Source organism: Pseudomonas sp. PB3P13 (genome assembly GCF_054897735.1).
Genome location: NZ_CM142702.1, coordinates 510,802 through 535,046, shown reverse-complemented (window position 1 = coordinate 535,046; position 24,245 = coordinate 510,802). Strand labels below are relative to the sequence as shown.

Genomic DNA, 24,245 nt, shown 5'->3' with positions numbered 1-24,245 from the left:
CCTGGCCGCGAGGGCAGTCATTGGCCTGCTTGCGAAAAAAATTAAACTCGGGTAACCAATGGAGCTGGCAAGTTCCCTGCAGTGCTCTCTGAATTGAAAAGCAGCGGCAGAATCAACGGTCACCCCGAGCAGTGGTGCCTGGCATCAGCTGTGTGACTACACAGCAGGACCTGGCACTCGCCTCAGGACAATGGAGCGTCGTAGATGAGTAAACAGAATAACGATGACTTGAAGTATCAGGCCTCGGAAAACACTCTCGGGCTGAATCCTGTCGTTGGGCTACGTGGAAAGGATCTACTGGCTTCTGCTCGAATGGTGCTCAGGCAAGCCATCAAACAACCGATTCACAGCGCCAAACATGTTGCGCATTTTGGCCTGGAATTGAAGAACGTGCTGTTCGGCAAATCCGAACTGCAACCGGCCAGCGACGATCGACGCTTTGCCGATCCGGCGTGGAGCCAGAACCCCCTTTACAAACGTTATCTGCAAACGTATCTGGCGTGGCGCAAGGAGCTTCACGAATGGGTCGACGACAGTAACTTGCCGCCCAAGGATGTCGCGCGCGGGCACTTCGTGATCAACCTCATGACCGAAGCCATGGCCCCGACCAACAGCGCGGCCAACCCGGCAGCGCTCAAACGTTTCTTCGATACGGGCGGCAAGAGCCTGCTCGACGGCCTTTCGCACCTCGCCAAAGACCTGGTGCACAACGGCGGCATGCCCAGCCAGGTCAACATGGGCGCGTTCGAAGTTGGCAAGAGTCTGGGTGTTACCGAAGGTGCGGTGGTGTTTCGCAACGACGTGCTGGAGCTGATCCAGTACCGCCCGATCACCGAGCAAGTGCATGAGCGGCCCTTGCTGGTGGTACCACCGCAAATCAACAAGTTCTACGTATTCGATCTAAGCCCGGACAAGAGCCTGACGCGCTTCTGCCTGCGTAACAACGTGCAGACCTTCATTGTCAGCTGGCGCAACCCGACCAAGGAGCAGCGTGAATGGGGACTTTCTACGTACATTGAAGCGCTCAAGGAAGCCGTCGATGTGGTCACCGCGATTACCGGCAGCAAAGACGTGAACATGCTCGGCGCGTGCTCGGGTGGCATCACCTGCACCGCCCTGCTCGGCCATTACGCGGCAATCGGCGAGAACAAAGTCAACGCTCTAACGCTGCTGGTGAGCGTGCTCGACACCACACTGGACAGCGACGTAGCGCTGTTCGTCGATGAGCAGACTCTGGAGGCCGCCAAGCGCCATTCCTATCAGGCGGGCGTGCTGGAAGGACGGGACATGGCGAAGGTGTTTGCCTGGATGCGCCCCAACGATCTGATCTGGAATTACTGGGTCAACAACTACCTGCTTGGCAATGAGCCGCCGGTGTTCGACATCCTGTTCTGGAACAACGACACCACCCGGTTGCCTGCGGCGTTTCATGGCGACCTGATCGAGATGTTCAAAAACAACCCGCTGATCCGCCCCCATGCACTGGAAGTGTGCGGCACGGCGATCGATTTGAAGCAGGTCACTGCGGACATTTTCTGCCTGGCCGGCACCAACGACCACATCACGCCGTGGAAATCCTGCTACAAGTCTGCGCAATTGTTTGGCGGCAACGTCGAGTTCGTGCTGTCCAGCAGCGGACATATCCAAAGCATTCTGAACCCGCCCGGTAACCCGAAGTCACGGTATATGACCAGCAGCGAAATGCCGGACAAGGCTGAAGAGTGGCAGGAGAATTCGACCAAGCACACCGATTCCTGGTGGCTGCACTGGCAGGCATGGCAAGCCGAACGGTCGGGCAGCCTGAAAAAGGCGCCGACCAGACTGGGCAACAAGAATTACACGGCCGGCGCAGCCGCGCCGGGCACCTATGTACATGAAAGATAGCGGCAAGCCGTAAGCCACAAGCAGCAAGCGACGCACGTTTCGCTTGCAGCTTGCAGCGTGCAGCTGCTCCTCGCTAACCCGCAGGGTTTGAAACATGCCGCAACCGTTCATTTTTCGTACTGTCGACCTGGATGGCCAGACGCTCCGCACGGCGGTACGCCCCGGCAAGCCTCACTTGACGCCCTTGCTGGTGTTCAATGGCATCGGCGCCAACCTGGAGCTGGTGTTCCCATTCGTCGCGGCGCTGGACCCGGACCTCGAAGTGATCGCCTTCGACGTTCCCGGGGTGGGTGGCTCGTCGACGCCAAACCGGCCCTATCGCTTTCCGGGCCTGGCCAAACTCACGGCGCGGATGCTCGATTACCTCGATTACGGCCAGGTCAACGTGATCGGCGTTTCGTGGGGCGGCGCCCTTGCCCAGCAATTTGCCTACGACTATCCCGAGCGGTGCAAGAAGCTGGTGCTGGCGGCCACCGCGGCGGGAGCGGTGATGGTGCCGGGCAAGCCGAAAGTCTTGTGGATGATGGCCAGCCCGCGGCGTTACATCCAGCCTTCCCACGTGATCCGCATTGCCCCGATGATCTACGGCGGCGCGTTTCGGCGCGATCCGACCCTCGCTGCCCGGCACGCTGCGAAGGTCCGCTCGGCAGGCAAGCTCGGCTATTACTGGCAACTGTTCGCCGGTCTTGGCTGGACCAGCATTCACTGGTTGCACAAGATCAATCAGCCGACGCTGGTGCTGGCCGGCGACGACGATCCGCTGATACCGTTGATCAACATGCGCGTGCTGGCCTGGCGAATTCCCAACGCCGAGCTGCACGTCATCGATGACGGGCATCTGTTTTTGATCACCCGCGCCGAAGCGGTGGCGCCGATCATCATGCGATTCCTTCAGGAAGAACGGCAGCGTGCCGTGATGCATCCGCAACCGGCGCCACTGGGCAATTAATCATCCCGGATCGGTTCGGCAGGAAGTCGCACTGCGCAACAACCCGTTACAGCGTCTATGGTGTTCTGGTTCGGTGTGTTTGTTTTTGGCCTGAAGACGAAGGAGTGTTGAGTCATGCGCGACAGACCCGCAAGGGCGCCTCTAACGACGCCCGCCACGTATATCAATGCTCAGACTGCAATCACTGGTGTGCGCGGTCGGGACATGATGTCGACGCTGCGCAGCGTCGCCGCCCATGGTTTGCAACACCCGCTGCACACCGCCCGCCACGCCTTGAAACTGGGGGGTCAATTGGGTCGTGTGCTGCTCGGTGAAACCCTGTACCCGACCAATCCGCAAGACGCTCGCTTTGCCGATCCGGCATGGAGCCTCAACCCGTTTTATCGTCGCAGCCTGCAGGCCTACCTGGCTTGGCAAAAGCAGGTTAAAAACTGGATCGACGAAAGCGCCATGAACCCGGAGGATCGCGCCCGCGCGCATTTTGCTTTCTCCTTGTTCAACGACGCTATGGCGCCGTCCAACACCCTGCTCAATCCGTTGGCGGTCAAAGAGATCTTCAACTCCGGGGGCAACAGCCTGGTGCGCGGCATCAGCCACCTGCTGGACGATTTCCTGCACAACGACGGCCTGCCACGGCAGGTCACCAGGCAGGCCTTTGAAGTCGGCAGAACAGTGGCTACTACGCCGGGCTCGGTGGTGTTTCGCAATGAAATGCTCGAGCTGATCCAGTACAAGCCGATGAGCGAAAAGCAGTATTCCAAACCCTTGTTGATCGTGCCGCCGCAAATCAACAAGTACTACATTTTCGATTTGAGCCCGCACAACAGTTTCGTGCAGTACGCCCTGAAAAACGGTCTGCAAACCTTCGTGATCAGCTGGCGCAATCCGGATATCCGCCACCGTGAATGGGGACTGTCGACTTACGTCGAAGCTGCGCAAGAAGCGATGAATGTGTGCCGGGCGATTACCGGCGCCCGCGAGGTCAACCTGATGGGCGCTTGCGCCGGTGGCTTGACCATCGCCGCACTGCAAGGACATCTGCATGCAAAGCGCCAGCAACGACGAGTGTCCAGCGCGACGTACCTGGTGAGCCTGCTCGATAGCCAGATGGACACGCCGGCGAGTCTGTTCGCCGATGAGCAAACGCTGGAGGCGGCCAAGCGTCGCTCCTATCAGAAGGGCGTGCTCGACGGTCGTGACATGGCCAAGGTGTTCGCCTGGATGCGCCCCAACGATTTGATCTGGAGTTATTTCATCAATAATTACTTGTTGGGCAAGGAGCCGCCGGCGTTCGACATCCTTTACTGGAATAACGACAACACGCGCTTGCCGGCCGCCCTGCATGGCGACCTGCTGGACTTTTTCAAGCACAACCCGCTGAGCCATCCGGGCGGCCTCGAAGTGTGCGGCACCTCGATCGACTTGCAGAAAGTCACGGTGGACAGTTTCAGCGTCGCCGGAATCAACGATCACATCACGCCGTGGGATGCGGTGTATCGCTCCATGTTGTTGCTGGGCGGCGAGCGGCGCTTCGTGCTGTCCAACAGCGGCCACGTGCAGAGCATTCTCAACCCGCCGTCAAACGCGAAAGCCACGTACATCGAAGGCGCAAAACTGAGCAGTGACCCGCGCGCCTGGTACTTCGACGCCAAACCCGTCGAGGGCAGTTGGTGGCCGCAATGGTTGAGCTGGATTCAAGAGCGTTCGGGCGCACAAAAGCCGACGCACATGACGCTTGGAAACCAGAATTATCCACCGATGGAGGCGGCGCCCGGTACGTACGTGCGGGTCCGCTGACGTGCAACGAACCCTTAAGAAGACTGGATGAAAACCCGCGACCGGATTCTCGAATGTGCTTTGCAGCTGTTCAATCAAAAAGGCGAACCGAACGTCTCCACCATGGAAGTTGCCAACGAAATGGGCATCAGCCCGGGCAACCTGTATTACCACTTTCATGGCAAGGAACCGCTGATCCTCGGTCTGTTCGAGCGATTCCAGGCCGAACTGGCGCCGCTGCTGGATCCGCCCCCGGAGGTGGAACTGGCGCCGGAAGACTACTGGCTGTTTTTGCATCTGATCGTGGAACGGCTGGCTCAGTACCGTTTCCTGTTTCAGGACCTGTCGAACCTGGCGGGCCGTTTGCCGAAACTGGCGAAAGGGATTCGCAACCTGCTCAATGCGCTGAAGCGTACGCTGGCTTCATTGCTGGCGCGGTTACAGGCCCGAGGGCAATTGGTCAGCGACACCCAGGCGCTGGGGCAACTGGTGGAGCACATCACCATGACGCTGCTGTTCTCGTTGGACTATCAGCGCATTCTGGGTCGCCAGGGCGAAGTCGGATTGGTGGTATATCAGATCATGATGCTGGTCGCGCCGCACCTGTTGCCGGCGGTGAAGGCGACGACTGAGCAGTTGGCGTTGCAGTATCTGCAAGAACATTGATCTTTTGCGATGCACACAACAACGCCCGACCTTTGCAGGCCGGGCGTTTTCTTGGGGCCTGGAGTCAGGACTGACTGGTTGACGTCGACGGAGTCTGAGCAGCAGTCGGGGCTGCAGTCGTGGTTGGCGCAGCAGCGGAGTTGGTAGTGCTGGCCGAAGTCGCCGCGGCCGGTTTTGGCGCGGCAGCTTTCGGCGCTGCCGGTTTTTTCACCGCGGGCTTCTTCGCTGCTGCAGGTTTTGCTGCAGGCTTGGTCGCCGGTTTTGCCGCTGCGGTTTTAGCAGCAGGTTTGGCAGTGGCTGGTTTGGCAGCAGCTTTCGTGGCTGGCTTGGGTGCCGCTTTTGCTGCAATCGACTTGGCTGCGGATTTGGCTGCCGGTTTCGCTGCGGCGGTTTTGGAAGCAACAGTCCTGGTCGCAGTCTTCGCCGCAGAGGCTGCTTTGCCAGCCGTCTTGGCAACCGGTTTGGCGACAGTCTTGGCCAATGGCTTGGCAGCGGACTTGGTTGCAGGTTTGGCGGCAGCGGTTTTCGACGCTACAGGCGCGACCTTGGCACCGGTGAGTTTCTCGATCTGCCGGGTCAGGGTATCGACCTTGCTGTGCAGCGCTTTGACTTCGTTGCGACTCGGTACGCCCAGACGCGAAATGGCGCTGTTCAGCCGTTTGTCGAATGCACCTTCGAGCTCATCCCACTTGCCCAGTGCGCGGTCCTTCACGCCACTGATGCGCGACTTTGCCGTTGTAGCGGAGTCACGGGCGGAATCGACTTTATCGCCGACTGCATTCTTGGCCAGTTTCTCGGCCTTCTCGCCGTCTTTAACCAAAGTATCGAAGAGTTTGCTGCCGTCAGTGTCGATCTTCGAGTACACGCCTAAACCAGCCAGCCAGATTTTGCGGGAGTAATCTTCGACTTTCCCAATCCACGAGCTGCCGTCTTTATCGGTGTTCTTTTTACCAGCCATCCCGTTCTCCTTAAGATTTACGCGCGACGCGTTCGAGCAATGCCGTCAGTTCATCGAGCTTAGCAGAGAGTGTCTCAACGTCATGTTTAGACGGAATGCCAATACGATTCAAGGCACTTGCAACGCGCGAGTCAAAAGCTTTCTCGACCCTGTCGAGTTGGACTTCGACCTTGCCTTTGAAAGTACTCACTTCACTCTTCGCGTCATCGATCTCGGCGTTAGCGGCTTCCAGTTTTTCAGCCACTACTTTTTTGCCTTCCTTTTCAACAATTTGACCAGCGTTGATCAACTCCTGGAAGTACTCGCTGCTCTCTTGGCCGACCTTGGTGTAAGCGCCCAGGCCTGCCAGCCAGATCTTGCGGGCATAGGATTTGACGTCGCTTCGAGCTGGAGCCGGTGCGTCGATTTTTTTCTTAAAAATAACTTTGGCCATGGTGCACCTCACGCGCAGAAGGATTGAGGAACTGCCCGTGAAAGTGTCGGGCTCAGGCACAAAGTAGGGGGAATAATTAGAAACGGCACCCTAACAACTGACATGAAATCTTATGCACACCGCAGAACAACTGTGGGAGCGAGCTTGCTCGCGATGGCAGTGTGTCAAGCCACATTTGGTCGCCTGACACGCCCTCATCGCGAGCAAGCTCGCTCCCACTGTTTCTGCATCCACAAAGTCAAACCGGGATTAGACCAACGCTTTGTCGAGGGCCTTCTCGATCTCGGCTTTGATCGTGCCGCTCATGGCCGACATCAACAGGCCGAGTTCAACATCGACCCTGATCAAGTCATCGCTGACATGCACTGCACCTTTCACGCCGGAGCGCTTGAGATTTAGCGTGTCGCCGGACCACTGCGGCTCCAGGCCGTATTGATCGGAGAGTTTCTGCGCCAACTTGTCCGCCTTCTCGCGGGCGCCTTCCTTGCCCAGGTCGTGGGTACGTTCAACACTGATACGGGCCATTGCATGACTCCTGTTAAATAAATACTTCCCGAGCATCTTGACCGTCTCTGCGGCAAAACGTCCCGGTGGTTGCCTATCTTAGCTTCAGCCTTGCCAAGACAAAGCAGGCCACCGGGATTAGAATGTCCCGCATTCTCTTTTGGTGACAGCGATATGACTGATCAGCGCAAAGGCAGCGATGCCGAACCCACCACTCACTTCGGCTTCAAAAACGTTCCGGAAAGCCAGAAAGCGGAAAAAGTCGCTGAGGTGTTCCACTCCGTAGCCGCCAAATACGACTTGATGAACGACCTCCTGTCAGGCGGCATGCACCGTCTGTGGAAGCGTTTCGCAATCGAACTGTCGGGCGTTCGCAGTGGCAACCGCGTGCTCGACATCGCCGGCGGCACCGGCGATCTGACCAAAAAATTCTCGCATCTCGTCGGCCCGACCGGCCAGGTGGTATTGGCCGACATCAACGAGTCCATGCTCAAGGTCGGTCGCGACCGTCTGCTGGACCTGGGCGTGGCCGGCAACGTCGAATTCGTTCAGGCCGACGCTGAAAAGCTGCCGTTCCCGGACAACCATTTCGACTGCGTGACCATCGCGTTCGGTCTGCGCAACGTGACGCACAAGGAAGATGCCCTGCGCTCCATGCTGCGCGTACTCAAGCCGGGCGGCCGTCTGTTGGTGCTGGAATTCTCCAAACCGACCAACGCGCTGATGTCCAAAGCCTACGACGCCTACTCGTTCGCGTTCATGCCGTTGATGGGCAAGCTGATCACCAACGACTCGGAAAGCTATCGCTACCTGGCCGAATCGATCCGCATGCACCCGAATCAGGAAACCCTGAAGTCGATGATGGTCGAGGCCGGTTTCGACCGCGTGACCTATCACAACATGACCGCAGGCATTGTCGCCTTGCACCGCGGCATCAAGCCCTGATGTTGCTGGCCGGGCTGCTCGCCAGCGTGGAACTCGGTGTAAACCGGGTGTTGCGTCTCGACAGCACCGCGCTGCCGCGTCTGGCGCATTTGAGCGGCAAAGTGATTGCCGTCGAATGCCGCAGCCCGGCGCTCAGCGTGTTTATCCTGCCGAGTGATGAAGGCCTGATGCTCGCGTCGCAGTGGGAGTCCGGCGCCGATTGCACATTGCGCGCGCCGGCCTCAAGCCTGTTGCAACTGGCGATGAGCAAGGACAAGACCGCCGTCCTGCACGGCCCGGAAGTCGAACTCGACGGCGACAGCGGCGTGTTGCTGGAGCTGGTGGCGATTCTTCAGGACCTCGAGCTGGACTGGGAGTACGAACTCTCGCGCTGGCTCGGCCCGATCGCCACGCCCCTGGTGGGCGGTCACCTGCGCAACCGCGCTCGCTGGTATCAGCAGGGTTTTACCGCCCTTGGCCAGAACATCGGCGAATACCTGGCCGAAGAGTCGCGCACCCTCGTGGGTCAGCGCGAAGCCGAAGCCCGTTTCAGTGAACTCGACCAGATCAAGCTCGATCTGGAACGTCTCGAGGCGCGTTTCCAGCGCCTTTCCCGATCCCTCGACCCAAGCGATAACGCATGAAGCTGCTTGCCGTCCGCCGTTTGTTGCGCATCCAGCGCGTTGTGATTCGCTACCGCCTCGATGACTTGCTGTTCGCGTTGCCGCTGCCGTGGTTTCTGTTGGCGTTGCGCTATGCACTGCCGTGGCGCTGGTTTCCGCGCAAGACGCTGGAGCTCAGCCGCGGGGCGCGTTTGCGTCTGGCGTTGCAGGACCTCGGGCCGATTTTCATCAAGTTCGGGCAGATTCTGTCCACCCGTCGCGACCTGCTGCCCGAAGACATCGCCGATGAACTGATGATGTTGCAGGACCGCGTACCGCCGTTCGACTCGCAAGTGTCCATCAGGCTGATCGAAGAACAGCTCGGCAAAAAAATCAGCGAAGTGTTCAGCCGTTTCGACGTTGCACCGCTGGCCTCGGCCTCGGTGGCACAGGTGCACGCGGCGCAGTTGAAAACCGGTGAAGAAGTCGTGGTCAAGGTGATACGACCGGGCCTGAAACCGATCATTGCGCAGGACCTGGCGTGGCTGTTCATTCTTGCCCGCGCCGCCGAAAAGCTCTCTGCCGACGCACGCCTGCTGCACCCGGTGGACGTGGTGCAGGACTACGAGAAAACCATCTACGACGAACTCGACCTGCTGCGCGAGGCGGCCAACGCCAGCCAATTGAAGCGCAACTTCGAAGGTTCGCCGCTGCTGTACGTGCCGCAAGTCTATTGGGACTGGTGCCGGCCGAAAGTGCTGGTGATGGAGCGCATCTATGGCATTCAGGTAACCGACCTCGCGACACTGGCCGATCAACGCACCGACATGAAAATGCTCGCCGAGCGCGGCGTGGAGATCTTCTTCACCCAAGTGTTCCGCGACAGCTTCTTCCATGCCGACATGCACCCCGGCAACATTTTCGTCAGCACGGTAAACCCCTGGAGTCCGCAGTACATTGCCATCGACTGCGGCATCGTCGGCAGCCTGACGCCGGAAGATCAGGATTACCTGGCGCGCAATCTGTTTGCATTTTTCAAGCGCGACTACCGTCGCGTCGCGCAATTGCACATCGACTCCGGCTGGGTGCCGGCTGAGACCAAACTCAACGAGTTCGAAGCGGCGATCCGCACGGTCTGCGAGCCGATCTTCGAAAAACCGTTAAAAGATATTTCCTTCGGCCAGGTGCTGATGCGCCTGTTCCAGACCGCACGACGCTTCAACATGGAAGTGCAGCCGCAGCTGGTGCTGTTGCAGAAAACCCTGTTGAACATCGAAGGGCTGGGCCGTCAGCTGTACCCCGATCTGGACCTGTGGAACACCGCGCAGCCTTTCCTTGAACGCTGGATGCGCGAGCGGGTCAGCCCGAAAGCCGTGCTCGGCAACGTGCAGAGCCAGTTCGAGCAACTGCCGCACCTGGCCAACATGGCGCGTGACCTGCTCGAACGCATGTCGCAACCACACGCCTACGACCCGCCGCCCCCGTGGCACCGGCGCCGTGATGACTGGTTCCTGCGCCTGCTCGGCACCGCGCATCTGGCCGGTGGCGCGGTACTCGCGATCGGCGGACCGTTGAACGGACTGGCTTACTGGCCGGCTGCACTCATGATGGCCGTGGGTTTGTATCTGGTCGTGCGTCGATAGCACGAATCAGCTGCAAGCGATAAGCTTCAAGCTTCAAGCTTCAAGCTTCAAGCTTCAAGCACTTTGGCCACACGACGCAGATTGTTTTTTACTTGCAGCTTGAAGCTTAGAGCTTGAGGCTGCTTCAGGAACTGAAGATGAAAAACTGGCTGGACGAGATCAAGTGGGACGCTGACGGCCTGGTGCCGGCAATCGCTCAGGATCACAAGACCGGGCGCGTCCTCATGATGGCCTGGATGAATCGTGAAGCCCTGCAATTGACGGCGGATGAAAACCGCGCCATTTACTGGTCACGTTCCCGTGCCAGGCTGTGGCGCAAGGGCGAAGAGTCCGGCCACGTGCAGGTCCTGCATGAGATGCGCCTGGACTGCGATGCCGACGTGATCGTCCTGATGGTCGAGCAGATCGGCGACATCGCCTGCCACACCGGCCGCCAGAGCTGCTTCTATCGCGTCTTCGAAAACGGCGAGTGGAAAACCGTCGACCCGGTGCTCAAAGACCCGCACGCCATCTATTGCGCAGGACATGACTGATGACACCTCCCATGAGTGACACGTTGACCCGTCTGGCCGAAGTGCTGGAAGAGCGCAAAGGCGCCGCCGCTGACAGCTCGTATGTCGCCAGCCTTTATCACAAGGGTTTGAACAAGATTCTGGAGAAAGTCGGCGAAGAGTCGGTCGAAACCATCCTTGCCGCCAAGGACGCTGCCATCAGTGGCGACTGCAGCGATGTGATCTACGAGACCGCCGATTTGTGGTTCCACAGCATGGTCATGCTCGCCCAGCTGGGGCAGCATCCGCAGGCTGTACTCGATGAGCTTGACCGTCGATTCGGTCTGTCCGGACACGCCGAGAAAGCCTCGCGCCCGTCCGCCTGAACATCTATTTGAGAGGAGCAACACCATGGGCATTTTTGACTGGAAACACTGGATCGTCATCCTGGTAGTGGTGGTGCTGGTGTTCGGCACCAAAAAGCTGAAAAACCTCGGCACTGACGTCGGCGAGTCGATCAAGGGCTTTCGCAAAGCCATGAACGACGATGAAAAACCAGCCGATCCAACCGTCACCCCGGCGCAACCGGTTCCGCCTGCTCAGCCTGTGCATCCACAGGCGGCCCAGCCGGTGAACCCGCCGCACACCATCGACGTGCAGGCGCAGAAAGTCGAAGAGCCAACCCGTAAAGACGTGTGAGCACTGACTAATGTTTGGTATCAGCTTCTCTGAATTGCTGCTCGTCGGCCTCGTTGCGCTGTTGGTGCTGGGCCCCGAGCGTCTGCCGGGGGCCGCGCGCACTGCCGGCCTGTGGGTCGGCCGGCTGAAACGCAGTTTCAACGCGATCAAGCAGGAAGTTGAGCGTGAAATCGGTGCCGACGAGATCCGTCGGCAATTGCACAACGAACACATTCTGTCGCTGGAGCAGGAGGCGCGGAAGATTTTCACGCCGACTCAGCAGGAGCCAACGCCGGTTCCGCCGGTCGAGCCCGTTGCACCGCAGACCATTCACGCGCCAAAGGTAGACGCTGCGCCCGTGACCGCCCCGCCAGCGACCACCGTTGAACCCGCGCCGACAGCGCCATCCGCCGCGCCCGTCACCCCGGCGCCTCACGATCCCCCTTTGCCGCCGCGAGCCTCATGAGCGATCTTCCTGAAAACGACCAGCACATGCCGCTGGTGTCGCACCTTACCGAGCTGCGTAGCCGTCTGCTGCGCTGCGTAGCGGCGATCTTCATCATTTTTGCAGGGCTGTTCGCCTTCACCCAGCAGATCTACACCTTTGTTTCCACGCCGCTGCGTCAGTACCTGCCAACCGGCGCGACAATGATTGCCACCGACGTATCGTCACCCTTTCTGACGCCGTTGAAGCTGACCATGATGGTTTCGCTGTTCCTGGCGATCCCGGTGATCCTGCATCAGATCTGGGGCTTCATCGCGCCAGGCCTGTACAAGCATGAAAAGCGCATTGCGGTGCCGCTGCTGGTGTCCAGCATTCTGCTGTTCTACACCGGCATGGCGTTCGCCTATTTCCTCGTGTTCCCGTTGATCTTCCAGTTCTTCGCCGCCGCCACTCCGGCCGGCGTGGAAATGATGACCGACATCGCCAGCTACCTCGATTTCGTCATGACGCTGTTCTTCGCGTTCGGTGTGGCCTTTGAAATTCCGGTGGCCGTGGTCTTGCTGGTATGGATTGGCGTGGTCAACGTTGCCTATCTGAAGAAGATCCGTCCGTATGTGATCATCGGCTGCTTTGTGGTCGGCATGATCCTGACGCCGCCGGACATTTTCTCGCAGACGCTGCTGGCGGTGCCGATGTGGCTGCTGTTCGAAATCGGCATTCTGTTCGGCAGTCTGATCAGCAAGCGCGGTGACCATCCTGACGATCAGCCGGTTGACGATCACAACGACCAGCCACCAGCGACTCAAGCGTGAACCTGCTGCTGCTCGAAGACGCCGATTTCATTGCGGCCGACCGGGTGATCCTGCGTGATCGTCGTCTGACCCACATGCAGGACGTCCATCGCTGCGAAGTAGGTGACAGCATGCGGGTCGGACGCATCGGCGGCATGATGGGCTCGGCCGAAGTGCTGCGCCTGGCCGCCGATGAAGCCGAACTGCGCGTCACGCTTGATCAATCGCCTCCGGCCAAGCTGCCATTGACGTTGATCCTGGCCCTGCCACGCCCGAAAATGTTGCGCAGAGTGTTTCAGACCGTGGCCGCCATGGGCGTGCCGCGCATCGTGCTGGTGAACAGCTATCGCGTCGAGAAGAGCTTTTGGCAGACGCCGTTTCTCGAGCCCGAGGCCGTTCGCGAGCAGCTGATACTGGGTCTGGAACAGGCGCGCGACAGCGTCCTGCCGGAAATCGTCATCGAGAAGCGTTTCAAGCCATTTGTTGAGGATCGTCTGCCGGGGATTGCCGAAGGCACGCTCGGGCTGGTCGGCCATCCCGGCAATTACCCGCCCTGCCCGCGCGGCCTGGACGAGCCCGTCACCCTGGCCATCGGCCCGGAAGGTGGCTGGATTCCTTACGAGATCGACCTGCTGGCCAGGTCCGGTCTGCAACCGGTGCAATTGGGCGAGCGCATCCTGCGCGTCGAGACCGCCGTGACTGCACTGCTCGCCCGCCTGTTCTGACCCGACCTTGATATAGACCCAAAGCCCTGTGGGAGCGAGCTTGCTCGCGATAGCGGACTGCCAGATAACTCAGTTGCTGACTGGCCCGGCGCTATCGCGAGCAAGCTCGCTCCCACAGGTTTCGGTATTGCCCACCCATTGGGGGGTGTCTACAGATTGCCCTCCGCCGGCCGATACAGCCTCCATAAACACCAACTTGTGGTCTGTGGGAGTTGCAGCATGTACGGATGGCTAGCCGAGAAACTGGGAAACGTCAGCGTTAATCGCAAACTGGGTATCGGCTTCGGTCTGGTGCTGCTTCTGACGTTATTGATCACCTTCACCGGCTGGACCGGTCTGAGCGAGGTGATGAAGCGCGGGGACAAGTTGGGTTTTATTTCCAGCCTCAATGACCTCAGCAAAGAACTGCGCATTGCCCGTCAGGCTTACGAGATGCATCGTGGCGAACAAGGCCCGGAGGCCGTCAACGAGCTGCTGGGCAAACTCGACAGCGGACTGAAGACCGCGCGCACGCTCATCGAGCAACCGTCCGACGTCGCGTTGATCGACCAGCAACTGGCTGCCGTCGCCGAATACAAACGTGCATTCGGCACGATGATCCAGGCCAGCGCACAGCGCGAAGACGCCCGCAGCAAACTCGGGGCGAACGCCGATAATGCGGTGACCAAAGTCGCCAATGTCGAGCAGTCCATGCTGCAAGGCGACAGCATTGCGCAGTTCAATAGCGTGGTCGATCTGAGCAAGCAGCTGCAGCAAGCGCGCTATCAAGTGCGCGGCTACACCTATAGCGCCAGGGCCGATGCTGAACAACCGGCACTGGACGCTATCGACGCTGCGCTGAAAACCCTCGGCAGCCTGACCACCAGTCTTCCCGAGCAGTACGCTGCCAACCTGCAACAGGCCGGCGAATCGTTGAAGACCTATCGCGCCGCCGTCAGCCAGTTCCGCGACTCACAAACAGCCAATGCTGTCGCCCTCAAAAGCATGAGCGCGCAAGGCGATATTCTGATTGATGCCAGCATGAAACTCACGGTTTCACAGACCGTCGTCCGGGATACCGACGCGGCCCGCGCCAAAAACATGTTGTGGTTGGCCACTGCCCTGGCGCTGGTGATCAGTCTGTTCGCGGCATGGTTCATCACTCGCCAGATCGTCACGCCGCTGAACGAAACGCTCAAGGTCGCCGAGCGTATCGCGGCCGGCGATTTGACGCACAACCTGACCTCCCAACGCCGTGATGAACTCGGCCAATTGCAGCGCGCAATCCAGAGCATGACGGAAGGCCTGCGCGTGCTGATCAGCGGTATCGGCGAGGGCGTCACCCAGATCGCCAGCGCTGCCGAAGAGTTGTCGGCCGTCACCGAGCAGACCAGCGCCGGGGTCAATAGCCAGAAGATCGAGACCGATCAGGTGGCGACCGCCATGAACGAAATGACCGCCACCGTGCAGGAAGTCGCACGCAACGCCGAAGAAGCTTCCGAAGCTGCCGTGGCTGCCGACCAGCAAGCCCGCGAGGGTGACAAAGTGGTCGGCGAGGCCATTGCGCAGATCGAGCGCCTGGCGCTCGAAGTCGGCAACTCAACCGAAGCCATGGGGCATCTCAAGCGCGAGAGCGACAAGATTGGCAGCGTGCTCGACGTGATCAAATCCGTCGCCCAGCAAACCAACCTGCTGGCGCTCAACGCTGCCATCGAAGCGGCCCGAGCCGGTGAGGCCGGGCGCGGTTTTGCGGTGGTCGCCGACGAAGTCCGCAGCCTCGCCCAGCGCACGCAGAAATCCACGGAAGAAATCGAAGAACTCATCATTGGCCTGCAAACCGGCACGCAGCAAGTGGCGACCATCATGGACAACAGCCGCAGCCTCACCGACAGCAGCGTGGAGCTGACCCGTCGTGCCGGCGGCTCACTGGAAAGCATTACCCGCACCGTGTCGGCCATTCAGTCGATGAACCAGCAGATCGCCGCGGCAGCGGAGCAGCAAAGTGCGGTGGCTGAGGAGATCAACCGTAGCGTGTTGAACGTGCGCGACGTCTCGGAGCAGACCTCTGCAGCGAGCGAAGAGACAGCGGCCTCCAGCGTTGAGCTGGCGCGGTTGGGGACGCATCTTCAGATGTTGGTGGGCAAGTTCAGGATCTGACCTGCACAGGACCGCAGATGGGGACCCTCTGCGGTCCCCGGCAGGGTCAACCTCCGACGCTGTCGAACCGATTAAACAAGCGATAAACAACGTTCAGCACCAAGCCAGATGTGACAACTACCGCACACAAAAATATTGAAACGAACGCAGTGAGACCGTTATATAAGGCGTCCAGGGCCACGGACGCGAACACAATCATCGGCAGCGCCGCGACTAAAAAATACAAAAGCGCTTTCGAATAAAAATTCTCGGGCAGTAACGCAAATGTGAATACCGAGGCGTGGATATAGTCAACAGGCAATTCACGCTGGGTGATGAACGAAAACGAACTCAGACCTAACAAAAACGTAATACCCGCCACTACGCCGGCCAGCAGTGCAACTACATACAGGCTCGTGTTAAACGCACTGACAGCGAAGGGAAAAAAATCAATTTTATTCGAAAGAATGCAGAGTGCCGTCAGCAGCAGCGCGACCAGCAAATAATGAACTTCAGACCACCTGAACAAAATCAACACGAGGACGTTGACCGGCCTGACCAGCAGCGTATCGACCCGACCCAAAGTCAATTGTCGAAAAAAACCCGTGATTGCCGAGCTGAAGAAACTAATGATCAATCCACCCAAAGCGTACGACATAAAAAAAATCAGCAGCCAGTTGGTATGATTTTTATCACTGTCGACTAATGAACTGATGACATCGAAGAAGATGAATTGCAGGCTATAGAGCGTCAACAGTGCCAAGACCGCACCCACCAGATTTATTTTATATCTGGCCTCTTCCTTTACCGCGTTCAAAACCAACGTAAGTATATGCATTTAACCCCCTACACCAGAATATTTGTTACTCGCGCGCCTGAACGTAACTTTACAGGCGCAAAGCAAAATCAAAGACCAAACGACGTACAGGCATAAGAGTTCGGTTAACAAATGGCTGCTAGGACGTAACAGAAATTCGGCAGGACCACTGATAATGAGACGAAATGGGTTGTATCGCATTAATGGTTCCAGATAGGCCGGCCAGTAGTCAATCGGCAACAACGTTCCGCCGATGACACTGGCTAAAACCACCTGAAAGCTCAGTGTCATATCAGGCCTGGTTAGCCAGAACGCCGATAGTGACATCAAGAAACCTAACAAGTAACAGAAAAACAAGTTAATGACGCTGAATGCGACGAATCCCAGAACACCCACTCCCGCTCCCCACCAAATAGTCACGCCCACGGCAATCAACAAGACAGGAATGTAATAGAGAAGGCTGGCACCCACAAAAATGAATAGATTGAACCGAAAGTAATTGATCGGCTTGATAAAGAAACCTTCCAATAAACCCTCGTGCACATGGCTAGACACCCGGAGAATAAGATCATACGCATTATTCAATCGATTAAGCGCCAATACCGCCACATAATAAAGGTACGTTTCCTCCAGACTGTAGTTGGGCAATGTGGACGATTCAGCATAAACGAAGCGCCAAATTGCAAATTGAATAAAAAACGGGACCCCGGTGGCGATCACGAGATCGGTGATCAACATGGACCGATCCCTGTAGATGGAAAGTAGACCTGTCTGTACGAGTTTCAAATAAGCTGCACTATTCACAAGCTACTCACTCGACCATGTCTTGAAGAGGTTAATGACGTTACTCTCAAAATCCATTGCTGAGACATCGAAATCGTACGAGGTGTCTTTGAACCTGTCAAAAACCGCGCCTAATGACGCTCTCGGTACAAAGTAGGTCAATTGATCCTGACCATCATTGAGGATTTTTATACCGGGATACTCACCCATAATCGTCTTGAAGAGCATGAGACTTGCCGCGCCTGATTCCGCTTCACGTGTTGTGACAGTCAACTTCGTGTTCATATTGAAACTCGTGCTTAATTCACGCATTGACCCATCAAAACGAACGCGTCCTTTATCAACGATGATGGCATCGTCGCAACACGACTCTATATCGCCCAAATCGTGACTCGTGAGAAAAATGGAAAGATTGCTATGGCGCCGCTTATAATTCAAATACTTGCGTATCTCATATTTGGATGTCACATCCAGTCCAACGGTCGGCTCATCGAGAAAGATAAGTTTGGGCGAATGCAATAAATTTAACGTCAACTCACATTTGACCCGCTCACCCAAGCTAAGATTTCGCACAGGTTTGAAAAGAACCTTCTCCAGGTTGAGCGCTTCCGCCAGTTCGGCAAGCCTGTTTTTGTAGTCATCATCTCGTATCCGGTAAATCTCTTTATACGTATCGAAACTGGTTTTTACCGGAAGATCCCACCACAAAGATGTCTTGTGTCCAAATACGACGCCTATTTGCCGAAGAAACTCCTTTTCCCGAATAGCAGGATCATGCCCGAGAACTCTCACAAGCCCTGAAGTGGGTTTTTGTATGCCGCACAAAATCTTGATCAAACTTGATTTGCCCGCCCCGTTCGGACCAATAAACCCGACCGCCGCGCCTTGGGCAACTGTAAAATTCACAGCATTCAATGCCTTGAACGATGTATAGCTGGGTTTTACCAAGTGCTTGAACCATTGCATGATACTGCTGGATTCTTTAACCAAATAATAATTCTTATCAACCGTCGTCACATCAATTAAGTTTTCCATAGCGACCCCAATTTCAAACGAGTACCGGAGCAATCAAACATTTTTTTAGTGCGTCAAGCTTCCAGTCAACAAACAAAGCGCTCTACCGTTGAACGAGAGGGCCAACTTAACGCACTTCCCATTCTCGAACGATGCTTCTGCGCTTGTAGGATTTTTGCTCGGGTAGAGCCTTAACTTCCAGGTGTAGAAGCTGAATTGTGTAACCGAACAAAGTTGATAGACGGGCACGCAGGTCGTATAAGACTTGCGTAATATCTTTTTGTGGCGCGCCCATATAGCAAGTAAGCAACTCTATTGTGTCTGGGCCTTTTTGTATGAGCCGGAATTCTGCCAATGTTCTGTCACCGGCGAGCAATATATCGTCCACTGCCGCAAGAATTGAGGCGCTAGGCACGAGTCTGTGTTCGCGAGTACGAAAAGCATCATCGCGCCGGCCGTTTATTTCTTCAAGCGATGCACAAAAACTACCACAGGCACAAGGTGTGCAATCCGCCATCCCCTTCGCTACATCACCGTGATCATATCGAATCAGTGGCATCAACTCATTAGTTAACCCCGTACAGATCACATTTCCAAAACCTTGATCGTCCCTATGCACAATTTCAAGGTAGGCGCTGTCTTCGGCTACATGATATCGCCCGTGCTTGCACTGCGTCGCTATCATGCCAATTTCTTCAGAACTGTATTCATCAAAAATGGGCACACCTAACGCTTCCGAATAATAGGATCGTTCTAGCTGCGTACTGGTTTCAGAATTTGTCAGGATTGCTTCTACGCCGCTCCTTTTAAGTTCGTTTTTATGCTGAAGTATAATCGGCAAGTAGCTAGGCAAGGTGACTACCAGACGAGGTCGCAGTAACAGCAAGTGTTCGCCCAGTGGAGTATCCGCAAGTATATCCGGGAGCTGGAATGTTCTGTATTTTCCATGAAGTGATGACACAGCCAACCCGGAGTGGTGGATCAAATAGATCCAGTCATGCTCATGTAATGGACGCTGCAGGCATGAACTATAGAAACGCAGCGCATGCAGATAATCCGTTACGACATAGTCATCATCTCTGTAGATTGTAAAAGGTTTTCCACTTGAGCCGGAAGTCCTGGCGGTTCGCGCACTGTTCGTGTCGCCTCGTGAATTGGCTCGTGCGCTATCATCGAAACTACTGAGATGCGCCTTGGAAACGATTGGCAGGCGCTCAAAATCGGCGAAGCTCGATATACAGCCCTCAACGTATCCACACGCGCCGTAAAACTCTCTGTAAAAGGGAACATTTCTATACGCATTATCAACCAGGGTTTGAATCCTTGATAACTGCCAGGCCCTTATGTCGGATTGAGACTGCCGTAAAAAGTCCTGCATGGCGCCCATGCTCGTCGACCAGCGCCGGAGCGCTTGCCCCTGAAGTTCATGATTATCAGTAGCCAGCTTGAATGCTTGCGCCGCTAACGCCTGGATTTTCCTCAAATTGCCCGTGTGCGCCTGTGAACCATAGATCGGTTCCGATGCGTGGAAATCGCCCATTAGAATATTCCCGTGCTTTATAAACACCTGGCTGTTACGCCAGAACCTTATTATTTGGAGCTTTGATATATCCAGCGTTCATTCGTGGAAATCACACATCAAAAATATTAACTGGACGCTTGTATGTAAATCGCCAATAGTGATGATGCTTCATAACTAATACTCATTTCTTCAAGGATGAAGACATAGCCATGACGAACTTCAACAAGCTGGTTCCAGAGCTGATCGTTTCAGACATAAAAGCAAGTTTGAAATTCTATTGCAAAGCACTCGGATTCAAGATCGAGTACGAAAGGCCGGAAGTCGGGTTTGCGTTCATATCGTATAACGGCAGCCAACTGATGCTGGACCAAGACAACGCCGAGGCTTCACCATGGCGAATAGAACCTTTAGAACACCCCTATGGGAGAGGGATGAACCTCTCCATCGACTGTCCGGATGTAGCCGCGCTGGCAAGAATAGCGACCGTATCCGGTTATCCACTCCATAAGCCCGTAGAAACATGCTGGTATAGGGAGAATAAATCTCTCCTTGGCGAAAGTAATTTTCTTGTACTGGATCCGGACGGCTATTTGCTCCGATTTGCACAAGCGTTGGGTTCCAGACCGGTGCCGCGCGATGAGCTGTGATTCTTAAACTCACTCACCTAACTCTCGGTATTTTTATTCTGCCGATTTCTGAGGCCTGGACGTTACCGGGCTTCAAAAATCGGTCAATCAACGTATTATTACCGCGGACGATTGCGTGCAAATTCTACAATCCGCGACGCAGCCTGAATAAACATCTTATCGATGGTGTCTTTTTCCTGCGCCGCCAAATGCGACGTTACGACCAAACTCTTGCCAGGCAATCCGAGCAGACCGTAAGGGTCATTATATTGACCGTGATTCGCGACCCACTCATTGTAATAGCCGTCCATAAAACAAAAGGCTTCGGAATTGCCTAAGAGGTACCTCTTCAATGCGACGGGGCAAATGACATTTGAATCAGAAAGATTAAATATTTTCAGCGTAGTCGATGCATTATCTAACACCGTGTCATCAATGAGGTGACAGGTCTCAGAACAACTCGTGACAAGAATGCATAACACATCAACGGAACTTACCATTTCATTTAATGATTCAAATCGCAGGCCTGACGACTCCTCCAGCTCAGGCTTTTGGCTTCTGGACCAGTAGCTCATGTTTTTGCAGCCCAGTAGATGAAGCTGATTGACCATCTCGGTGCCGATGCCACCCATGCCTACAAAACCGAAGCTCAGATTCGGCAAAGAACGCCAAGGTGTTTGAACCCATTGTGAACCATCTTTTACGCGTTCGACGCTGTCAAATACGTTTGCCATGCACGCCGTCACCATGGCCAACGTGAACTCAACCACCGCATGGACATTCATATTCGGAGTATTGGCGATGCGTATCCCTTTTAGCGCTGCGTACTCCATGTCAACGAAACTTGCAGTGCCGGTTCCCATCACCACCAGATTTTCCAGCTTGGGTGCGCGGTCAATAAACTCGGGGGATAAATACTCCGGGCCACCCAAAATATAATCGGTCACCTCAGGCAAGACATTCAGAATTTGCTGCTCATCAGTCGGACGAGAAATATGGATTAGCTCAAATCCTGTTGGAAATAGACTTGCCGAAACAGGAAAATCTCCTGTTATCAATACCTTTCTCAACATATAACCTCCGCTAACATTTTATTTTCCGGGTTATTGCATCCCTTAAGCCCTGCGAGCGCGTCTTTTAAACGCAACATCGAGGGCCCGAATTGGTCTTCAGGTTTGAAAAGTGCAATTCTGATCCGATGGTTTCCCGCAACTTGATGGCTATTCCAGTAAAAATATCTTCCGGGCAAGACGGCAACGCTGTGTTTTGCAAGATATCCGGTTAATTCAAGATCGGACAATCCAGTTTTTTCTATGTCAAGCCACATGACTGTCATGGTGGAGAGAGGCTCGACCGCCACGATAGTCGCCAGTGAATTCTCAAGCGCTGCCGTGGCTATCTGGATATGTCTGGAAATGATGGATTGCATATACGATAGCCCCCCTCTCTGGAGGGTCTCATCGATAAATGCGATGATCACTCTCAATGCGAAGTTGGAACAGCACAAATATATTTCTTCATAAATGTTACGAATGGTATGTGCCAAATCAGCGCTATATGAAAGCAGACTGGCTTTGGCATCCAGTGTCGGCCACTGCTTGCCAGTGTCCTCCAGAATGATAAAGGAACAGCCCTTTTTCAAAAGTAGCTCATACTCGTCAATGCTGGTTTTGTGACAGAAACGAAATGAAGTATCAAGTACTAATACCACCTCGAGCCGACTGCATAGTTCGACAATACCCGACATCGCGGTAGAGTCGATCACCACGCCTGTCGGATTATTTGGATTAACCAGAAATAATACATCCAGATTTTTTTCGTGTATAAATTCTTCCAGCAAAATCAGATTGGCAAGTAGGTCTTCAGCAATGGCCTCAAGCTCTACTTCTCTGCGACGTAACAACTGCGCTAGATTGTCAAACGTCGGTTCCACCAATCCCACCTTGTAGCTCATGCATCGCGCCCAGGCACCGATAATGTCGATGCTATTGGAAGCAGTGGGACATATTGAAAAAATTTCGTGTCGTTTTAATCCCTCAAGACCAAAATACTCCGCAAATTTGTTCTTGAAAATTTTCTCCATTTCTGGAATGGGAACTTCAATAGCTGATTGCCACAGAGTGGGCAGTTCCGACAATACTGAATTAAAATGCTTTTCCGCCGAGATATAGCTGTGCCCGTCCGCAAGATTGTATTGCGCCGACAAGCCAAAAACTTCAAGTTCGGTCAAATTACTATGTTCATGACTGGGCGACATCTTCATTGGCATATTAGCCCCACTAGACTGTTTGGGTTTAGTAATTAATTAACCAGATCCAGCCGTTGAATCCTAATAATCAAAAATCTAACTGTAAAGTTCGAGCAGGCCGGATCTATCTGTCCAAATATTTCAAACTTTTTTGATTACACCATGCCGATGTAATCAATCATTACTGCGCACCTGTTATTTGTTCGACTAGTTACACGATAAAACGAACAAAGCAAATGTCTGTTACTTCATCCTTTTAACCAGCGCCAATCGTTCGGCTCATATCGAATATATTCCGCGCGATTAGTTTCAGGGTGATTCCTGGTCTTTGAGCGCCTGTCTTATTGTGTTGCATTTCACAAGAAACAATTTGCATGACGATTTTCTGCAAAGCCACACGTCAGCGACTACTTATAAAGTTCACGCGTCTATCAGCTGTTCAACCAGGGAGATAGCTCGCCAAACCTGGCAGTTCTACCAGTAGACCTCATGTTCAATGCAGTAGAAGCTGTCCCTTTCTTGCCAATGGTAATGATCCATGCGTCACCCTCCTGTACGACCATCTGTTCGCTACCAATATGATGCAATCGATCGCTTGGTCAGTCGTCTGCCCGCCGGGCAGCAAAAGCAGGATCGTTTCTATCAGAAAGACCAGATGGTGACGGATATTCAGGGGGCTGTTCAGCACCGGATTTTTCAATGCCAGGAAGCGGTGCTGGCAGAACTGCACATGGAGGGTATTCGACGCATTTTGTTGCTGATGACCGATAAGCAACGCTCTGTCATGCAGAGTGCCTACAGCCAGTTCAGGTACACGCCATATGGTCACCGCACAGTCCAATCCGGGTTGCCTGCTCTCTTCGGTTACAACGGCGAATGTCCAGACCCGCACACCGGGCATTACTTGCTAGGGAATGGGCACCGGGCTTTCAATCCGTCACTCATGCGCTTCAATAGCTCCGACAGCTTGAGCCCATTCGGGGACGGCGGCTTGAATTGCTATGCGTATTGCTCGGGAGATCCTGTCAATCGCTCCGACCCCACGGGACGGTCATGGTATGGGTGGGCCTGGTTTCTGAATTCAGCGGTAGGCTTTGCGGGGGAATATCTTGTTCGGTTCACCCCAAAATCGCTGGTTTCGGGGTTCAAGGGTAAGGCTTTCGGTGGTGCTACTTCAGCCATGGCGTCAGTAGGAGGGTTAGGAGCGTCTGTACTTTATCTGGCCATGAACCGCATTGAGGCTGCCCTTCCCGACTCCCCGGCGAACGACCCTCTGTTCTATGCGTTTTTGACCGCCAGCACATTCGGCACTCTTTCGGGAGCAGGTTATACCCTGCACAAACTCGCACGACGGGGGCCAAAGACTCCGCAACGATTGGATCGAGCCATGTCCGCCCCCAATATTGGTCGATCGGCGAGTACTTTTTCTCGTGCACCGTCTACCGTACATCCGTCAGGCGCACGCCTGGCACGATCACAGTCGCAACCTGATATTGGTCACGACTTCGGGAGCAACAACCCACGCTCCGCCTCGAATACGAATCTGCAACAGTTCGACATGCGGCGTAAATTCGAAGCGGGTGCTTTCAGACATAAACCGCTGGTTGCAACACAACCTGCTTCCAGCACGCGCATCCGGCAGTTGCCTTAG

The 24,245-nt window shown here is 55.3% G+C and carries 25 protein-coding genes; 16 read left to right on the top strand and 9 right to left on the bottom strand.

From position 1 onward, the window contains the following. Positions 1-204: 204 nt before the first annotated feature. The 4 genes from phaC (ACYZT1_RS02505) (at position 205) to ACYZT1_RS02490 (ending at position 5,275) form a co-directional block, all read left to right on the top strand. Positions 205-1,884 carry a class II poly(R)-hydroxyalkanoic acid synthase gene (gene phaC, locus ACYZT1_RS02505; protein ID WP_462017517.1) on the top strand — a complete coding sequence of 560 codons (1,680 nt, stop codon included), beginning with the start codon at positions 205-207 and terminating at the stop codon, positions 1,882-1,884. A gap of 94 nt (positions 1,885-1,978) precedes the next feature. Beyond that, complete coding sequence (gene phaZ, locus ACYZT1_RS02500) at positions 1,979-2,833, top strand: poly(3-hydroxyalkanoate) depolymerase (RefSeq protein ID WP_462017516.1); 855 nt, start codon at positions 1,979-1,981, stop codon at positions 2,831-2,833. 114 nt (positions 2,834-2,947) lie between these two features. Further along, positions 2,948-4,630 carry a class II poly(R)-hydroxyalkanoic acid synthase gene (phaC, locus tag ACYZT1_RS02495; RefSeq protein WP_462017515.1) on the top strand — a complete coding sequence of 561 codons (1,683 nt, stop codon included), beginning with the start codon at positions 2,948-2,950 and terminating at the stop codon, positions 4,628-4,630. Positions 4,631-4,657: 27 nt separating this feature from the next. Next, positions 4,658-5,275 (top strand): TetR/AcrR family transcriptional regulator, encoded by a 618-nt coding sequence (locus ACYZT1_RS02490; RefSeq protein WP_462017514.1) that lies wholly within the window; start codon positions 4,658-4,660, stop codon positions 5,273-5,275. 64 nt (positions 5,276-5,339) lie between these two features. Here ACYZT1_RS02490 and ACYZT1_RS02485 read toward each other — a convergent pair whose 3' ends face one another. The 3 genes from ACYZT1_RS02485 to ACYZT1_RS02475 all read right to left on the bottom strand — a co-directional run bounded on the left by ACYZT1_RS02485 (position 5,340) and on the right by ACYZT1_RS02475 (position 7,191). Beyond that, positions 5,340-6,233: a phasin family protein gene (locus ACYZT1_RS02485; RefSeq protein WP_462017513.1), complete on the bottom strand. Its 894-nt coding sequence runs from the start codon at positions 6,231-6,233 to the stop codon at positions 5,340-5,342. 10 nt (positions 6,234-6,243) lie between these two features. Beyond that, positions 6,244-6,666 (bottom strand): phasin family protein, encoded by a 423-nt coding sequence (locus ACYZT1_RS02480; protein WP_462017512.1) that lies wholly within the window; start codon positions 6,664-6,666, stop codon positions 6,244-6,246. A gap of 249 nt (positions 6,667-6,915) precedes the next feature. Next, entirely contained in the window at positions 6,916-7,191 is a 276-nt protein-coding gene (locus ACYZT1_RS02475; RefSeq protein ID WP_462017511.1) for a polyhydroxyalkanoic acid system family protein, read from the bottom strand. 153 nt (positions 7,192-7,344) lie between these two features. Between ACYZT1_RS02475 and ubiE the strand changes: the two genes are divergently transcribed. From ubiE to ACYZT1_RS02425, 10 genes are all read left to right on the top strand, one after another. Continuing rightward, entirely contained in the window at positions 7,345-8,115 is a 771-nt protein-coding gene (ubiE, locus tag ACYZT1_RS02470) for a bifunctional demethylmenaquinone methyltransferase/2-methoxy-6-polyprenyl-1,4-benzoquinol methylase UbiE (protein ID WP_060542605.1), read from the top strand. Further along, on the top strand, positions 8,115-8,738 hold the full coding sequence (locus ACYZT1_RS02465) for a ubiquinone biosynthesis accessory factor UbiJ (RefSeq protein WP_462017510.1): 624 nt from the start codon (positions 8,115-8,117) through the stop codon (positions 8,736-8,738). Before ubiE ends, ACYZT1_RS02465 begins: the two co-directional genes overlap by 1 nt. After that, positions 8,735-10,339, top strand: a complete 1,605-nt coding sequence (gene ubiB / locus ACYZT1_RS02460; protein ID WP_462017509.1) for a ubiquinone biosynthesis regulatory protein kinase UbiB — start codon at positions 8,735-8,737, stop codon at positions 10,337-10,339. Before ACYZT1_RS02465 ends, ubiB begins: the two co-directional genes overlap by 4 nt. Before the next feature lie 137 nt (positions 10,340-10,476). After that, complete coding sequence (hisI, locus tag ACYZT1_RS02455) at positions 10,477-10,872, top strand: phosphoribosyl-AMP cyclohydrolase (protein WP_462017508.1); 396 nt, start codon at positions 10,477-10,479, stop codon at positions 10,870-10,872. A gap of 11 nt (positions 10,873-10,883) precedes the next feature. Further along, positions 10,884-11,216: a phosphoribosyl-ATP diphosphatase gene (locus ACYZT1_RS02450; protein WP_462017507.1), complete on the top strand. Its 333-nt coding sequence runs from the start codon at positions 10,884-10,886 to the stop codon at positions 11,214-11,216. Between the two features lie 25 nt (positions 11,217-11,241). Further along, entirely contained in the window at positions 11,242-11,529 is a 288-nt protein-coding gene (locus tag ACYZT1_RS02445; protein WP_028621770.1) for a twin-arginine translocase TatA/TatE family subunit, read from the top strand. 10 nt (positions 11,530-11,539) lie between these two features. Continuing rightward, positions 11,540-11,974 (top strand): Sec-independent protein translocase protein TatB, encoded by a 435-nt coding sequence (gene tatB, locus ACYZT1_RS02440; RefSeq protein ID WP_462017506.1) that lies wholly within the window; start codon positions 11,540-11,542, stop codon positions 11,972-11,974. Then, positions 11,971-12,765, top strand: a complete 795-nt coding sequence (gene tatC / locus ACYZT1_RS02435) for a twin-arginine translocase subunit TatC (protein ID WP_462017505.1) — start codon at positions 11,971-11,973, stop codon at positions 12,763-12,765. The genes tatB and tatC overlap by 4 nt, the downstream gene beginning before the upstream one ends. Continuing rightward, positions 12,762-13,469 (top strand): 16S rRNA (uracil(1498)-N(3))-methyltransferase, encoded by a 708-nt coding sequence (locus tag ACYZT1_RS02430; protein ID WP_462017504.1) that lies wholly within the window; start codon positions 12,762-12,764, stop codon positions 13,467-13,469. Before tatC ends, ACYZT1_RS02430 begins: the two co-directional genes overlap by 4 nt. Before the next feature lie 219 nt (positions 13,470-13,688). Next, positions 13,689-15,605: a methyl-accepting chemotaxis protein gene (locus tag ACYZT1_RS02425; RefSeq protein WP_462017503.1), complete on the top strand. Its 1,917-nt coding sequence runs from the start codon at positions 13,689-13,691 to the stop codon at positions 15,603-15,605. Between the two features lie 46 nt (positions 15,606-15,651). On the opposite strand, the gene ACYZT1_RS02420 is transcribed toward ACYZT1_RS02425, so the two are convergent. The 4 genes from ACYZT1_RS02420 to ACYZT1_RS02405 all read right to left on the bottom strand — a co-directional run bounded on the left by ACYZT1_RS02420 (position 15,652) and on the right by ACYZT1_RS02405 (position 19,738). Next, the gene (locus ACYZT1_RS02420; protein ID WP_462017502.1) at positions 15,652-16,422 is read right to left on the bottom strand and encodes an ABC-2 family transporter protein; all 771 of its coding nucleotides are present in this window, start codon (positions 16,420-16,422) and stop codon (positions 15,652-15,654) included. Further along, positions 16,423-17,139, bottom strand: coding sequence for an ABC-2 family transporter protein (locus tag ACYZT1_RS02415; RefSeq protein WP_462017501.1), 717 nt, complete (start codon positions 17,137-17,139; stop codon positions 16,423-16,425). A gap of 69 nt (positions 17,140-17,208) precedes the next feature. Further along, complete coding sequence (locus ACYZT1_RS02410; protein WP_462017500.1) at positions 17,209-18,219, bottom strand: ABC transporter ATP-binding protein; 1,011 nt, start codon at positions 18,217-18,219, stop codon at positions 17,209-17,211. A 106-nt stretch (positions 18,220-18,325) separates the two neighbouring features. Continuing rightward, positions 18,326-19,738 carry a phenylacetate--CoA ligase family protein gene (locus tag ACYZT1_RS02405; RefSeq protein WP_462017499.1) on the bottom strand — a complete coding sequence of 471 codons (1,413 nt, stop codon included), beginning with the start codon at positions 19,736-19,738 and terminating at the stop codon, positions 18,326-18,328. A 191-nt stretch (positions 19,739-19,929) separates the two neighbouring features. Between ACYZT1_RS02405 and ACYZT1_RS02400 the strand changes: the two genes are divergently transcribed. Continuing rightward, on the top strand, positions 19,930-20,367 hold the full coding sequence (locus tag ACYZT1_RS02400; RefSeq protein WP_462017498.1) for a bleomycin resistance protein: 438 nt from the start codon (positions 19,930-19,932) through the stop codon (positions 20,365-20,367). A 98-nt stretch (positions 20,368-20,465) separates the two neighbouring features. Here ACYZT1_RS02400 and ACYZT1_RS02395 read toward each other — a convergent pair whose 3' ends face one another. Beyond that, a complete protein-coding gene (locus ACYZT1_RS02395) occupies positions 20,466-21,419 on the bottom strand; it encodes an NAD(P)-dependent oxidoreductase (RefSeq protein WP_462017497.1) in 954 nt (317 codons plus the stop codon). Next, entirely contained in the window at positions 21,413-22,576 is a 1,164-nt protein-coding gene (locus ACYZT1_RS02390; protein WP_462017496.1) for an aminotransferase class I/II-fold pyridoxal phosphate-dependent enzyme, read from the bottom strand. The genes ACYZT1_RS02395 and ACYZT1_RS02390 overlap by 7 nt, the downstream gene beginning before the upstream one ends. Before the next feature lie 556 nt (positions 22,577-23,132). On the opposite strand from ACYZT1_RS02390, the gene ACYZT1_RS02385 reads away from it, so the two are divergent. Continuing rightward, positions 23,133-24,245, top strand: coding sequence for an RHS repeat-associated core domain-containing protein (locus ACYZT1_RS02385; RefSeq protein WP_462017495.1), 1,113 nt, complete (start codon positions 23,133-23,135; stop codon positions 24,243-24,245).